The sequence below is a fragment of the Neoroseomonas terrae genome, from assembly GCF_018129025.1.
Lineage (GTDB): Bacteria > Pseudomonadota > Alphaproteobacteria > Acetobacterales > Acetobacteraceae > Neoroseomonas > Neoroseomonas terrae.
Map to the genome: position 1 here is coordinate 102,418 of NZ_JAAEDI010000006.1, position 15,433 is coordinate 117,850.

Annotated in this window: 9 protein-coding genes; 3 read left to right on the forward strand and 6 right to left on the reverse strand. The window is 69.5% G+C overall.

Annotation, left to right across the window (positions count from 1 at the left end):
- From GXW78_RS06975 to GXW78_RS06995, 5 genes are all read right to left on the reverse strand, one after another.
- A complete protein-coding gene (locus tag GXW78_RS06975) occupies positions 1-1,638 on the reverse strand; it encodes an amidohydrolase (protein WP_211867337.1) in 1,638 nt (545 codons plus the stop codon).
- Complete coding sequence (locus GXW78_RS06980; RefSeq protein ID WP_211867339.1) at positions 1,635-2,411, reverse strand: class II aldolase/adducin family protein; 777 nt, start codon at positions 2,409-2,411, stop codon at positions 1,635-1,637. Before GXW78_RS06980 ends, GXW78_RS06975 begins: the two co-directional genes overlap by 4 nt.
- Before the next feature lie 138 nt (positions 2,412-2,549).
- Positions 2,550-3,425, reverse strand: a complete 876-nt coding sequence (locus tag GXW78_RS06985; RefSeq protein WP_211867341.1) for a transglutaminase family protein — start codon at positions 3,423-3,425, stop codon at positions 2,550-2,552.
- On the reverse strand, positions 3,422-5,860 hold the full coding sequence (locus GXW78_RS06990; RefSeq protein ID WP_211867343.1) for a circularly permuted type 2 ATP-grasp protein: 2,439 nt from the start codon (positions 5,858-5,860) through the stop codon (positions 3,422-3,424). Before GXW78_RS06990 ends, GXW78_RS06985 begins: the two co-directional genes overlap by 4 nt.
- A complete protein-coding gene (locus GXW78_RS06995; protein WP_211867345.1) occupies positions 5,853-9,230 on the reverse strand; it encodes a transglutaminase family protein in 3,378 nt (1,125 codons plus the stop codon). The genes GXW78_RS06990 and GXW78_RS06995 overlap by 8 nt, the downstream gene beginning before the upstream one ends.
- Positions 9,231-9,369: 139 nt before the next feature.
- Between GXW78_RS06995 and GXW78_RS07000 the strand changes: the two genes are divergently transcribed.
- Together GXW78_RS07000 and GXW78_RS28225 are read left to right on the forward strand one after the other, a co-directional pair.
- Positions 9,370-11,076: an N-acyl-D-amino-acid deacylase family protein gene (locus GXW78_RS07000; protein WP_211867346.1), complete on the forward strand. Its 1,707-nt coding sequence runs from the start codon at positions 9,370-9,372 to the stop codon at positions 11,074-11,076.
- Between the two features lie 548 nt (positions 11,077-11,624).
- The gene (locus GXW78_RS28225; RefSeq protein WP_211867348.1) at positions 11,625-13,544 is read left to right on the forward strand and encodes a M10 family metallopeptidase C-terminal domain-containing protein; all 1,920 of its coding nucleotides are present in this window, start codon (positions 11,625-11,627) and stop codon (positions 13,542-13,544) included.
- Here the strand turns inward: GXW78_RS28225 and GXW78_RS07010 are convergent.
- A complete protein-coding gene (locus GXW78_RS07010; RefSeq protein WP_211867350.1) occupies positions 13,539-14,483 on the reverse strand; it encodes a 3-hydroxyacyl-CoA dehydrogenase NAD-binding domain-containing protein in 945 nt (314 codons plus the stop codon). The genes GXW78_RS28225 and GXW78_RS07010 overlap by 6 nt on opposite strands.
- 106 nt (positions 14,484-14,589) lie before the next feature.
- Here GXW78_RS07010 and GXW78_RS07015 point away from each other — a divergent pair, with 106 nt between their 5' ends.
- On the forward strand, positions 14,590-15,432 hold the full coding sequence (locus tag GXW78_RS07015) for a serine hydrolase (RefSeq protein ID WP_211867352.1): 843 nt from the start codon (positions 14,590-14,592) through the stop codon (positions 15,430-15,432).
- Position 15,433 lies beyond the last annotated feature (1 nt).

A 15,433-nucleotide genomic window follows, 5' to 3' on the forward strand; every position in this document is an offset into this window, starting at 1 on the left:
TTATTGCGCCGCCGCCGCGCCTGCCGCCTCGCCATGGCGATCGAAGATCGCTGCGCCGTCGCGGAAGGTCAGGTCCGCCTGCGTCGTCAGGATCTCGGCCGGGTCGATGCTGAAGATGTCCCTCGAAAGCACGGCGATGTCGGCCAGCATCCCGACCTCCAGCGTGCCCTTGCGGTCCTCGGCGAATTGGGTGAAGGCGCCGCACCAGGAATAGCAATGCACGGCCTCTTCCGGCGTGAGCTTCTCCTCCGGTCCCAGCACGGTGCCCTTGTTCGTGGCACGCGTGATCATGGTGTAGAGGTTGATGAAGGGATCGACCGTGCAGACCGGACAGTCGGAGGACGCGGCGGGATGCGCTCCCTCATCCAGCCAGGTCTTCATCGGATAGGCGTGGTCGGACCGTTCGTGGCCGAGGTTCTTCACGTAGAGATCGCCGAACTCGTACATGAAGGTCGGCTGGGGCACGGGCAGGATGCCGCGAGCCTTCATCCGCCGCCGCTGGTCGCGCGTGACGAAGCCGCAATGCTCGATGCGGTGGCGCCGGCCGCTGAAGGGATGCGCCTCGCTGTCCGCGGCTTCCATGCCGAGCAGCACCTGCTCGATCGCCGCATCGCCGATCGCGTGGATATCGAGCTGCCAGCCCTGCTCATGATACAGCTTCAGCAGCGCGTGGATCTTGTCGTCGGGGAAGGTGAAGACGCCTGTGCCGCCGCCGACGCTGTCGAGATACGGGTCGAAGAAGGCCGCGGTCAGGCCACCGGCCGAACCATCGGCGAAGACCTTCACCGCCCCCCAGCGCAGCCCGTCATCACCCTGCATGGGGCGCATCCCGGCTTCCCAGGCCTGCTGCGCAATGCCTTCCGGGTTGCCGGCCAGCACCTGCCACATGCGCAGCGGCAGCCGCCCGGCGGCGCGCGCTGCGTCATAGGCGGCGACCTCCTCCATCCCGGCCGACATGCCGATATTCATGTCGGAAGCCGAGGCGAAGCCGAGCGAGGCGAGGTGGTCGCAGGCCGCGCCGATCGCGCGGACCATCTGCGCCTGGTCAGGCTTCGGCATGACATCGCGCACCAGCCGCATGGCGCGTTCCTGGAACTCGCCGGTCAGCTGCCCGTTCTTGCGCACGATGACGCCGCCCTCCGGGTTCGGCGTGTTGTGGCCCACGCCCGCCAGCTTCATCGCCGCGGTGTTCGCGATGGCGACATGGCCGCAAGTGCGCACGATGAACACCGGGTGGTCCGGCGCGGCGGCATCGAGTTCCGACGCGGTCGGTTGCCGCTGCACGTCGAGTTCGCCATGGTCATAGCCGCGGCCGAGCACCCAGCCGCCCCTCGGCGTGTCCTGCGCAGCCGTGCGGATGCGGCGCAACAGCTCATCCATCGTGCGCACTTCCTCGGCGCGCAAATTCACGCGGTCGAGGCCGAGCCCATAAGGCAGCAGGTGCACATGCGCTTCGTTCAGCGCCGGCATCGCAACGCGCCCGCCGAGGTCGATGCGCGTCGTCCCCGCCCCGGCCGCCGCCAGCGCATCGTCCCCCAGCGCCATGACGCGCCCGTCCTTCACCGCCACCGCTTCGGTGAAGCCGCCGGCGAGGCCGCGAAACACGCGGCCGCCCGCGATCAACAGGTCGGCGCTCACGAGCGGTAGTCCGGCTTGCCATCCTCGATCAGCCGCAGCGCGGCGCCCCAGGCCATGGCGAAGCCGTCCTGTCCCCTGTTCGGCCGGTTGAACTGCGCCGCGGTATGCTGGCGGACGCTTTCGGGCGGCAGGACAAGCTCCGCGCCGCCGGCCATGGCGGAGATCTGCGCCTGGCAGGCGCGTTCCAGGTAATAGATGTTGAGGAAGGCCTCCGCCGTGTGCTGGCCGTAGACCAGCAGGCCGTGGTTGCGCAGGATCATCGCGTTGTGCGTGCCGAGATCCTTCACCAGCCGCTCCCGCTCATCGAGTTCGAGCGCGATGCCCTCGTAATCGTGATAGGCAACGTGGCCGTAGAACTTCAGCGCGTGCTGGCTGATCGGCAGCAGGCCCTTGCGCTGCGCTGACACGGCGATGCCGGCCTCAGTGTGAGTATGGACCACCACCTGCGCATCCTCGCGCGCCATGTGGATCGCCGAGTGGATCGTGAAACCCGCGGCGTTGACCGGCTTCGATTCAGCGCCTTCCTCCACGACATTGCCGTCGAGGTCGATCTTCACGAGATCGGAGGCGCGCATCTCATGAAACAGCACGCCGTACCTGTTGATGAGGAAGTGGTGTTCCGGCCCGGGCACCCGCGCGCTGATGTGGGTGTAGATGAAGTCCGTCATCCGGAAATGCGCCACCAGCCGGTACAGCGCAGCAAGGTCGCAGCGGATCCGCCACTCTTCCTCGGTGACGCCGCGCAGGGCGGCAGGCGGGCTGACAACGTTCATTGGCTGGCCTCCGGAGCGGATTGCCGGATCGTCATCTTGCCCGGCCAGCACGTCAACCGGCCCTCCGGCCCCGATCGGCCTTGCTGCGACGCAACTGCGCCCGGACCGGGCAGCGCTGCTGCCCTTCAGGGCACGGTTTCAGGCCAGGACCGGCCGCTCGGCTTCCTCGAGATCCACGGCCACCCATAGGCCGTGGTCACCGCCGCCGAGAATCACGCCGCTCAATGGGCTTACGTCGCCGAAGTCGCGGCCCCAGGCCAGGATCACATGCTCGTCCCGCACGGCGGTATCGTTGGTTGGGTCCAGGCCGACCCAGCCCAACTCGTCGCCGAGCCATGCCTCGACCCAGGCATGCGACTGGTCGGCGCCGCGCCGAGCCGTGCCGCCCGGCGGTGGGCGCGTGCGCACATAGCCCGAGACATAGCGCGCCGGCAGGCCGAGCCCGCGCAGCGCCGAGATCATCACATGCGCGAAGTCCTGGCAGACGCCGGTGCGGGTGGCCAGCACCTCGGAAACCTGCGTGTTGTTGCCGGTGACGCCGGCGCGATAGGTGAAGTCGCTGCGGATGCGGCCCATCAGTTCGAGCAGCCCGGCCAGCACCGGTCGGCCGGTGCGAAAGGAAGCCGCGGCATAGCCTGTCGCAGCGGCGACGACGGGCGCGAGCCGGCTGGGGAAGACGAACTCGGCGGCCTCCCCCTGCAGCGCCGTCGCGGCGACCTGTTCCCAGGGCGGCGTGCGGGCGGCAGGCGGCAGGTCCGGGAAGCGGACCTCGACCAGAGCCTCGGCGACGACCTCGAAACGTTCATGCGGCATGTCGATGAAGACGCGCATCGCCTGGTTGCCGAAATGGTCAGCCGCTTCCGTCGCGTAGGACGGCGTCGGCGTGATGGTCAGCGTATTGCGCACCAGCCGTTGATGCGGCAGGCCCCGCGGCGCCAGCAGCAGCAGATGCGCCGCGAGGTCCACCGCATGCGCATAGACATAGGTCGTCACATGACGAAGGCGGTAGATCACGCGGCCCCCCGCAACGCCGGCGTCCCGCCTTCCCGGCCGACTGTCTGCGTCACCGGCAGCAGGGCGAAGTAGCGGCGGGTGACGGCATCGGACAGCGCGGCGATGCGGGCCGCCATGGCCTCCAGCCGGGGCGGCAGGTTCGCCGCCGCCATCGCCTGGTCCGGCGCGGCGACGAGTTCGGCGACCATCGCCTCCGCTTCAGCCAGCAACGACGCGGCTTCATCCGGCAGGGCACTGTCCTCGGCCGCCGCGACTTCCGAGAGGTTGCGGCTGATCGCCTCGAGCTGGAAGGCGAGCGCCCGCGGGTTGGAAGCGTCCGCCAGTACCAGGTCAAGCGCCGGCGCCGGCTGCAACACGGTCAGATAGCGGCTGCGATAGGTGATCACGCTGTCGCACAGCTCCAGGATGAGGCGCAGCCCTCCTTCGATGCGTGTCGGCGGTTCGTCCAGCGCGAAGCCAACTTCTGACGCGATCGCCTGGGCGCGTTCCACGCGGCGGCCGAGATCGAGGAACAGCCAGGCGCCGCCGCGCACCATGCTCTCGGCGGCGACGCCGGCGACCGCGGTGGCGAAGCGCAGCACTGCGATCATGGCGCGGCCGATCGCTTCCAGGTTGTTTCCGGCCTGCTGCATTTCCGCCCGCGCGGTGCGCAGCGTCAGCGTGAAGGTCGCGTACATGTCCGCGGTCAGCCGGTCGCGCACCATCGCGGTCAGCGCGGCGATGCGGTCGGCGACATGCGTCATCGCGCCGTCCTCGCGCAGCGCGGCGGCGATGACGCTCGGCAGCCCCTGTGCGGCGGAGGAGCCCGTGACCTCCTCGGCACCCGCAAAGCCGGCATGGGCCAGGCAGCGGGCGAGCGCCGCGACCTCGGCCGCCTCGCGCGGCAGCACCACCCCGCGGGTGATCCGCGCCTGCGTCGCCCGTACCAGCCGCGCGGCGCGTTCCAGCCGTTCCGTGTAGCGGCCGAGCCAGAACAGGTTGTCGGCGACGCGGGACGGCAGCGCCCCGTGGGTGCGGCGGATCGGCAGCGGCGGCAGCAGGGCCGGCGCGGGGCCGATGATGTCGGCCCCCTCATCCGCCAGGACCCAGACGTCCTTCGAAAGCCCCTGGGCCGGCAGGGCGCCGCCGAGCGCGCCGGACTCCGCGATCCGTGCCAGCCCACCGGGCATCACGCGCCATCCGGCGCCGTCGAAGATGGCGAACATGCGCAGCACGAGCGAGCGGGGTTCGAGCCCGGCAGGCGTGACGCAGGGAACGAGGGAAGGCGGCGGCGGCCGCGTCGCCGCCGCAGCGGCACCAGCGTCAGGTCCGGGCAGCGCCTCACCCGCCACGTTGCGGAGCTGCCAGCCGGCCTCGCCGCCCATGCGCGCCAGACCGCCATCGTCGCCGAGCCAGACCGTATCGACCGACGGCAGCGCCAGCGTCTCGCCCAGCAGGCGCTCCGTCAGTGCCGGGAGAAAGGCGGCCAGCGCCGGCGCTTCCGCTAGCGCCGCGCCCGGCGCGTTCAGGATGCGCACCGCGCCGTTCCGCGCCGCGTCCAGCAGCCCCGGCACGCCGCCCGTGCCGGCCTCGGAGGATTCCAGCGGATCGAGGCCGGCGCCCTCGACCCGAGACAGCAGCACATCCACACGCTGCAGCCCTTGCAGGGTCTTCAGGTAAAGCGCGCCGCCCCGTACCGTGAGATCACCGCATTCGACGAGCGCGCAGGACAATTCGCGCGACAGCAGCATGTCCTCGAACCAGCGCGGTGCGTGGGTGCCCCGCGTCAGCAGCGCCACGGCCGGGTCGCCGCGCTCCGGCGGCGCCAGGCGCTGCAACGCATCCTGCCAGAGATCGAAGAAGGGCCGGAGCGAGCGGATCTGTATGCCGCGGAAGGCCTCCGGCATCACGCGGCCGAGCAGGCGGCGGTTCTCCCGCGCCATGCCGGGCCCGGCCGGTGCGCTGGTGCGGTCGGCCAGCACACGCCACCGCCCGTCCGGCCCGCGCAGCAGGTCGACCGCGTAGAGATGCAGCAACGGTCGTGGCGGCATCGCCCCGCGACTGTGGCAGGCGCGGAGGAAGCCCGGGTTGGCGAAGACCAGCGCGGGCGGGACCAGCCGTTCCGCCAGCAGCGCCTGCGGTCCGTATAGATCGGCGAGGATCGCCTCCAGCAACCGCGCGCGCTGGACAATGCCGGCTTCGAGGGCCGCGAACTCCGTCGCCGGCAGCACCACGGGCAGCGGGTCACAGCGCCAGGCGACGCCGCGCTTCGACCCAGGCAGCAAGCCGGCGATGCTCTCATCCTCGAAGGCGCGGTCCAGCCGGCGGGCCCGCTCGGCCAGTGCCCCTTCCCCCATGCCGCCCATGATGCCGAGCAGCGGCCGCCAATGGGCACGCACCCCGCCGCGCCCATCGACCATCTCGTCGATGGGCGTGACTGCGTCGAATTCAGCCATAACGTCTCAAATCTAGGGTGAAGGGCAGTTCGAGGCCCGGCGCCGGCTCCGGCGGCACCATCGGCCCCGGCGTATGGCCGAAGGGAAAGAAGCGGGCGCGGCGGCGCGCCTCTGCCTCATTGGCATTGACCGGATAGCGGTCGTAGTTGCGCCCGCCGGGATGCGCGACGTGATAGGTCAACCCGCCCAGGCTGCGACCGTTCCAGCGGTCGAAGACATCGAGCACCAGCGGCGTCTGGGGGCGGATCGTGGGGTGCAGCGACGATGGCGGGTTCCACGCCTTGAAGCGGATGCCGGCGATGAACTCCCCGGCCCGTTCCGTCGCGCGCAGCGGCACGGCGACGCCGTTCACCGCGAGCAGATGGCGATCCGGAACCCAATTGCTGACACGCGCCTGCACGCGCTCCGCGCTGCTGTCGACATAGCGCGCGGTCCCGCCGGCAACCTGGTCCTCCGCCAGCACATGCCACGGTTCCAGCGCGTGCCGCAGTTCCAGTCCGACGTCGCGCACCGTGACCTCCCCGATCACCGGAAAGCGGAAGGCGAGATGCGGTGCGAACCAGTCGGCCTCCATCGGCGCGCCGATGCCGCGTAGTTCGTCGATCGCGTCGCGGAAATCCTGCTCCGCGAAATGCGGCAGCATGAACTGGTCGTTGAGCCGCGTGCCCCAGCGCACGAGCCGCCGCTCATAGGGCCGCTCCCAGAAGGCCGCGAGCGCGGCGCGCATCAGCAGCACCTGCACGGCCGACATCTCGGCATGCGGCGGCATCTCGAAGCCGCGGAACTCGACGAGGCCGCGCCGGCCGCTGCTGCTGCCCGGATCGTACATCTTGTCGATGCAGAATTCGGTGCGGTGCGTGTTGCCGGTCATGTCCGCGAGGATGTTGCGGAACAGCCGGTCGGTCAGCCAGGGCGGCACTTCCTGCCAGGCATGGACCTTGGAAAAGGCGATCTCCAGCTCATGGATCGCATCCATCCGCGCCTCGTCGATGCGCGGATGCTGGCTGGTCGGGCCGATGAACAGGCCGGAGAACAGGTAGGACAGCGAGGGGTGGTTGTGCCAGAAGCCGACCAGCGACTTCAGCAGGTCCGGCCGGCGCAAGAAGGGGCTCTGCGAAGCGGTCTCGCCGCCCATCACCACATGGTTGCCGCCGCCGGTGCCGACATGGCGGCCATCGGTCATGAACTTCTCGGCGGCGAGGCCGATCTGGCGCGCTTCCTCGTACAGTTCCTCCGTACGGCCGACCACATCCTCCCAGCCGGTCGCCGGATGGATGTTCACCTCGATGACGCCCGGATCCGGCGTGACGGAGAAGTTCAGCAGCCGCGGATCGGAGGGCGGCAGGTAGCCTTCCAGCACGACCTTGCGGCCCATCTCGGCGGCCGTCGCCTCAACGGCCGCGACCATGTCCAGCCAATCCTCGGCGGCGAACAATGGCGGGAAGAAGATGTGCAGCTTGCCGTCACGCGATTCGACCGAAAGCGCAGTTCGGACCACGCCCGGATCGGACTCCCCGATCACGGGGATGTCCTGCAGCTGGGGCCGGAAATCCTCGATCGAGGAAGCGGTCCCCTCACCCGCGCGCGGCGAGCGCAGGGCGCGCTGGTCCAGCGCCTCGGGCGGCAGCTGCGCCCGCATCGCGCGTTGCGCCATTAGCGCGGCGTGCGGCGGCAGGTCGTCTCGCCAGGCGAAGGGGTCGGCCTCGTAGTCGTGCGCGCGCAGAGCATCCTCGGGCGACATCCAGGGCAGCGAGTTCAACGGCAGGCGGAACCCAATCGGGCTGTCGCCGGGGATCAGGAACAGGTGGTCGCCGCGGAAGAACCAGCGGCCGGACTGCCAGCGGCGGACGCCATCCTGGATGACACGGCGGATCGGCAGCACCGAGCCGACCTCGGCCGCCAGCCCCTGCCCGAAGACGCGGGCGAGGCGCTTGCGCTCCAGCGCATCGGCGAGCTCCGCGTCCTCGACCACCACATTGGCCGGCAGCCGCTGCTCCTTCCACAGATAATAGTGGATGTCCTCATGGGCGCCGTGGACGAGGCCGGGATCGACCTGCAGGCGCTCGGCCAGCAGCTTCGCGAAGCGAGAGGCGTCGGCCGACGTCGCGGTATCGCGGTCATCGTCGGAGGCGAGCAGCGCCGGGTCGGACCAGACCGGTTCGCCATCCGCGCGCCAGTGCGAATAAAGCGCCCAGCGCGGCAGCTGCTCGCCCGGGTAGTGCTTGCCCATGTTCGTCGTCAGGGCCGCGCCCGGCGACCACAGCCTGACCAGCCGCCGCAGCAGCCGCCCGGCATAGGCACGCTTGGTCGGCCCCAGCGCGTCGGTGTTCCACTCGGCCGCATCACGGTCGGAGGCGGCGACGAAGGTCGGCTCGCCGCCCATGGTCAGGCGCATGCCGAGCGCCTTCAGCTTGCCGTCGACGGCAGTCCCCGCCGTGCGGATCGCCTGCCACTGGGCCGCCGTGTAGGGCTTGGTGACGCGCGGCGTCTCGAGCACCCGGCGCACCGACATCTCGAAGGAGAACTCGGTCTCGACCTTCTCCAGCCCGCCCGAGATCGGCGCGGCCGATTGCGGCTCCGGCGTCGCCGCCAGCGGGATATGCCCCTCCCCCGTCATCAGGCCGGAGGTGGCGTCCAGGCCGATCCAGCCGGCGCCGGGCAGGTAGACCTCGGCCCAGGCGTGCAGGTCGGTGAAGTCCGCGGTGGGGCCTTCGGGGCCATCGACCGGCTTCTGGTCGGCAACGAGCTGGATGAGGTAGCCCGACACGAAGCGCGCGGCGTAGCCGAGGCGGCGGAGCAATTGCACCAGCAGCCAGGCGCTGTCCCGGCAGGACCCCTTGCCCTCGGCCAGGGTCTGCTCCGGTGACCAGACACCGGGCTCCATGCGCACGACATAGGCGATCCGGTGCTGGACCATCTGGTTGATGGCGACCAGCATGTCGACCGTGCGCTGCTCGCCGCGCGGCACCTCGGCCAGCAGGGCGTCCAGCAGCGGGCCGCCGGCGGGGTCGAGGCGGCGGAACGGTGCGAGTTCCTGCTCCAGCGCCGGGTCATAGGCGAAGGGCCAGGTCTCGGCCTCGGGTTCCAGGAAGAAGTCGAAGGGGTTGATCGTCGCCATGTCGGCGACGAGGTCCACGGTCACGTCGAAATGCGTCACCCGCTCGGGGAAGACGAGGCGCGCCAGGAAATTGCCCTGCGGGTCCTGCTGCCAGTTCAGGAAGTGGGGCTGCGGCTCGACCTTCAGCGCGTAGGAGATGATCGGCGTCCGGCTGTGCGGCGCCGGTCGGAGCCGGATCGTCTGCGGGCCGAGCGTGGCGGGCCGCTCATAGCGGTAGGTCGTGCGGTGCGTCAGGGCGACGTGGATGGACATGGTCCTGCCTGGCCGGAGTGGGGAATGCTTCCCATGGATGCGCGACGCGATGCAATCCGCGGTCCACGATTCCCATCGCGGGTTGAGCCGGCGGCCGGCGGGGCCTAGCCTTCCCCCAAAACGGGAAGGGAACAGAGCCATGGCCGATCTGGTGATCCGCGGCGGGACGGTGGTCGACGGGACCGGCTCGCCCCCGGTCGAGGCCGACATCGCCATCGAGGCCGGCCGCGTCACGGAGATCGGCCGCGTCGCCGCCCGGGGACGGGAGGAGATCGCCGCCCAGGGCCGCATCGTCACCCCCGGCTTCGTCGACATCCACACGCATTACGACGGGCAGGCGGTGTGGGATTCTCACCTCGCCCCCTCCGCTTGGCACGGCGTGACCACGGCGGTGATGGGCAATTGCGGCGTCGGCTTCGCCCCCTGCCGGGCCGCCGACCGCGACAAGCTGATCGAGCTGATGGAAGGCGTCGAGGACATCCCCGGCCCGATCCTGCATGAGGGGCTCGACTGGCGCTGGGAGAGTTTCCCCGAGTACCTCGACGCGCTGGATGCGAGGCCGCGCGACATCGATATCTGTGCCCTGCTGCCCCACGGCGCGGTCCGCGTGCATGTGATGGGCGAGCGGGGGCTCGCGCTGGAAGACGCTAACCAGGCCGACATCGCGCAGATGCGGGCCATCACCGCCGAGGCGGTGCGCGCCGGCGCCTTCGGCGTCTCGACCTCTCGCACCATCAGCCACAAGACGCTGAAGGGTGACCCGACCCCGACCCTGCGGGCACAGGAGGAGGAGCTGCGCGGCCTCGCCCACGGGCTGCGCGAAGGCGGCGGCGGGCTGCTGGAGCTGGTCTCCGACTGGAACACGCCCGATCCGGCGACCGAGTTCGGCATGGTGCGACGGGTGGTGGAAGCCACAGGGCAACCGGTCCTGTTCTCCCTGACCGCGCGGCACGACCGGACCCAGGCCTGGAAGGAACTGCTTGGCCTGTCCGACAAGGCAGCGGCCGACGGCCTGCCGATCCGCCCGGTGTTCCCGCCGCGGCCGATCGGCATCCTGCTCGGGCTGAACGGCAGCCAGAACCCGTTCTCGGGCTGCGCTTCCTACAAGGAAATCGCGCATCTGCCGGCCGCCGCACGCGCGGAGGCGATGCGCGACCCGTCGCTGCGCGCCCGCATCCTCTCCGAGGACCGGGTCAGCGGGTCGAGCTTCCCGCTGATCACCCGCCTGTCCTTCGAGCGGATGTTCCCCTTCGGCGACCCGCCCGACTACGCGCCGCCGAAGGAGGCTTCGATCGCCGCCATCGCCGGGCGGGAGGGCCGCAGCGCCGAGGAGGTCGCCTATGACCTGCTGACGGCGGCTGACGGCGGCGGCTTCATCTTCGCGCCGCTGACGAACTTCCATGACTACACCCTGTCCGCCAGCGCCGAATGCCTGCGTCACCCCAACGCCATCGCCGGGTTGTCGGATGGCGGGGCGCATGTCGGCTTCATCTCCGACGGGTCGTTCCCGACGTTCCTGCTGACCTACTGGGCGCGTGACGCGAAGGAGCAGGTCTTCGCCCTGCCGGAGATCGTCCGTCGCCTGACATCCGACACGGCGCGCGCCGCCGGCCTATCGGATCGCGGCGTGCTGAAGCCGGGAATGAAAGCGGATCTGAACGTCTTCGACCTGGAGGCGCTGACACTGGAAGCGCCACGGATGATCGCCGACCTGCCGGCCGGTGGCCGGCGCCTGCTGCAGAAGGCACGGGGTTACGCCGCGACGGTGGTGGCCGGCCAGGTAACCTACCGTGATGGGGAGGCGACGGGCGCGCTGCCCGGCCGGCTGCTGCGCGGCCGCCGCTAGGCGCCGGCGCGCCACGGCGGAATCGATTTCGCGGCGCCCGCCGCCACGCTGACTCCGGTCGAGTAGCACGGTTCGTCGGCAATCATTGCACGCGAAGGCACGCAGCACGGCGTGCCGTCCCGAAGCTGTCCGTGCGCCGCGGGCGCAGGGCACCAGCGGTGATCGGGGCTCCGTGAGTGCCGGTCCTGCCGGCGCGGTCCGGCGGCCGGGTCGTTGGCCCCATCACAAGCTGATGGCGTGCGGCGCTGCCGAGAGCCCCAACGGAATCGCCAAGGACACGACACGCGCCCTGCGAGCCTTCCTGCTCTGATTCACACCCAAAGGTAGATCAGAGGCAGCAAGTTTCGTTCTGAAAGGCGAATTTTCCTCACGAGGCCGGGAGAAAACCATGCCGTTCCGGCGGTTGCCCCCTTGCGGCCACAATCGGCTGTTGTCTCGCCACCCGTCAGCACAACCTGGCTGATCGGCACAGGATTGGTAGGGAATATCATGTATTCCTTACAGGAAACAAGATCTGCTGCCGCTTATTGCAAAAAGGGGGCAATCTCTTGGCAACTCTCAATGTTGGTTCCGGCCAGCAATACTCGACTATTGCTTCGGCGGTCGCGGCTTCGCGCGATGGTGACACCATCGCCGTGCAGGCCGGCACCTACTACAACGATTTTGCCGACATCAAGACGGACGTAACGATCACCGGCGTGGGCGGCATCGCCAACGTCGTGGCGACGCAGCAGCCCGGCAACGGCAAGGGCATCTTCGTCACCAATAGCGACGTCCGTATCGAGAACATGTCGTTCTCGGGCGCCAGCGTGCCGGACGGGAACGGCGCCGGCATCCGCCACCAGGATGGCAATCTGACGATCGTGAACTCCTACTTTCACGACAACCAGAATGGTCTGCTGGCCAATTCGAGCGACGGCAGCATCACCATCGAGAACTCCGAGTTCAGCAAGAACGGCAGCGGGGACGGGTTCACCCACAACCTGTACGTCAATGAGATCGCTTCGCTGAACATCTCGGGCAGCTACTTCCACGATGCCTCGGTCGGCCACCAGATCAAGAGCCGGGCGCAGAGCACGACCATTACCGACACCCGCATCTTTGACGGTGCCGATGGCGGCGGGACCGGCAGCTACAGCATCGACCTTCCGAATGGCGGCAAGGCGGTGATCACCGACAACGTGATCCAGCAGAGTGCCAATTCGGGCAATCCGGCGATCGTGCATTTCGGCGGCGAAGGCGGCCCCCATGCCGGTTCCTCGCTGCAGATCTCCGGCAACACCGTGATCAACGAGATGGGCAGCAGCAGCGCCAAGATGCTGCTCAACCAGACGGACGTCACCGGCACCGTTTCCGGCAACGCCGTGCACGGCCTGGCGGACGGCCAGATCGCGGTCGGGCCGGCCTCCGTTTCGGGGACCACCAATCTCGGCAGCAAGCCCGCGCTCGACACGTCTTCGCCCTGGTCCGGCGGCGGTGATACCGGCGGCCGTGATCCCGTTGATGGCGGCGACACCGGCGGTGGCGACGATACCATTGGCGGCGGCGACACCGGCGGTGGTGACGATACCATTGGCGGCGGCGACACCGGCGGTGGCGACGATACCGTTGGCGGCGGCGACACCGGCGGTGGTGACGACACCGTTGTTGGCGGCGGCGACACCGGTGGTGGCGACGATACCGTTGTTGGTGGCGGCGACACCGGTGGTGGCGACGATACCGTTGGCGGCGGCGACACCGGTGGTGGCGACGATACCGTTGTTGGCGGCGGCGACACCGGCGGTGGTGACGATACCATTGGCGGCGGCGACACCGGCGGTGGTGATCCCGTCGACGGCGGCAATGCCGGTGCCGGTGTTGTCACCGGTCGTCATTTCGTCGGCGGCGACAACGCCGATGCGCCATGGCTGACTTCGCGTGACGACTTCGCCGAAGGCAATGGCGGCAACGACTGGCTGTCGGGCCGCTCGGGCAACGACACGCTCGACGGCGGCGACGGAAACGACAGGCTGCATGGCGGGCGCGGCGACGACGTTCTCAACGGCGGCGACGGCAACGACAAGCTGTACGGCGGCCACGGCAACGACGTGCTCGATGGCGGCGACGGCAACGACGTGCTGTCCGGCGGTGCTGGGACCGATGTCCTGACCGGCGGGGCGGGCGACGACCTGTTCCGGTTCACCAGCGTCTCCCATAGCCCGGTCGACGCACCGGACGTGATCGCCGACTTCGTCGCCGGCCAGGACCGCATCGATCTGCGAGCGATCGACGCGAACTCGACAAGCCGGGGCAACGACGCCTTCGACTTCGTCCTCGACTTCACAGGCGAGGCCGGGCAGTTGACGGTGGCGTCCCTCGGTGAGGACAAGTACCAGGTGCGCGGCGATATCGACGGCAACAGCACCGCCGATTTCGCGATCGACGTGACCAGCGCCAGCGGCCCGTCGGCCGACTGGTTCCTGCTATAACGCCGACGGCCCGCGGGCCTCGAGCAGCCTGACCAGCGCGGCGTCCCGGCGCCGCGCGAGTTCCCTGGTGTCGGCGCCGCCGGTCTTCTCGGCGACGCCGGCGACCAGGGCACGCTGGACCTCGGCATCCACCGCCGGATTGCCGAGGTCCGACCACCATGACGTCACCGCCGGCAGCAGATGGTGCAGGAAATGCTCCATCCCCCCTTCCCCGCCCGCGAGGTGGAAGGTGGTGTGCGGGCCCATCAGCGCCCAGCGCAGGCCCGGCCCCTCGCTTATCGCCGCATCGACATCGGCGACCGAGGCGACGCCCTCGGCAACCAGATGCACCGCCTCCCGCCACAGCGCCGCCTGCAGGCGGTTGGCGAGATGGCCAGGCACTTCCTTGCGGATCTCGATCGGATGCTTGCCGATGCCTCGGTAGAAGGCCATCGCCGCGGCAACCGCCTCCGGGCTGCCCTTGGCGCCGCCGACGACCTCCACCAGCGGAATCAGATGCGGCGGGTTGAAGGGGTGGCCGATCACGACGCGTTCCGGATGCGCGCAGGATTCCGACAGGCGCGACGCAAGCAGGCCGGAGGTCGATGAGGCGATCACCACATCCGGCGGCAGCGCCGCATCGATGCGGGCGAGCAGCGGCTGCTTCACCTCGAGCCGCTCCGGCGCGTTCTCCTGCACGAAATCGGCACCCTCGGCCGCGGCAGCGGGATCGGCGTGGAAGGTCCAGGCCGTGGGGTCGGCATCCGCCTTGCCACCCAGCCGCATCAGGATCGGCCACGCATTCTCGATCATCCGCTTCAGCAGGTCGGGGGCGCCGGGGGACGGATCGCTCGCGGCGACGCGAAGGCCACGGCTGAGGAAGTAGGCGGCCCAGGAGGCCCCGATCGTTCCCGCGCCGACCACCGCGACCCGTCCTACCGTGCCCGCTGTTCCGCGCATCGGCGCTTCCTCCGTTTCGTTGCCGGGCGATCCTATCGCGGGGGTGCCCGTCTGGCCACGCGCGCCGGTCGGGTCTAGCGTCCGCCCGCATCATCGGAGAACGCCCATGCAAGATCTCGCCGGCAGGCTGAATGCCATCTGCGACGCGCAGCCCTTCGTCACGTCCTGGTACGTGAAGGACCTGCAGACCGAGTGGGAGGCCGATCGCGGCGGCGACGACGTGCTGCCCTCGGCCAGCACGCGCAAGATCTCCATCATGATGCACGCGCTGTCGAAGGTGCATGAGGGCAAGCTGAAGCTCGACGACCCCTGCACCATCGAGGCGCGGCTGCAGGAAGGCGTGTTCAGCGGCACCTACCAGTTCATGACGCCGGGTTGCGTCATCCCGTTCCGCGACGTGCTGGTGAACATGATCATCACCAGCGATAATGTCTGCACGCAGATCGCGCTGGAACGCCTGGATCGCGACGAGCTGAACGCCTGGTGCCAGCGCATCGGCATGAAATCCACCACGCATCGCGTGAACTTCCCCGCCCCGAACCTGCCCTGGGATGTGTCGGTGACGGCGCTGGCCTCGACCACGGCGCGCGACCAGGGGCTGCTGCTCGACCTGATGGTGGCGGGATCGAAGGACGCGAAGGCGGCGGCCTTCCTCGGCGCGACACCGGAACTGTGCCAGCTCGGCCTCGACATCCTGTCCTGGCAGCGCCTGCGCAACCTGATCCCGTGCCTGCTGCCTGACGGCGCCAAGGTTGCGAACAAGACCGGCAAGGGACAGCGCGGGCGGATGGATGCCGGCGTCGTATACAAGAACGACAAGCCGCGCTTCATCATCACGGTCTACATGGACCAAGTGCCGCTCGTGATGCCGGACGGCATGCCGGGTGCCTCCGCGATGTTCGCCACTGCCGGCCGTCTGACCCGCACCTGCTGGGACATGATGGCCTGAC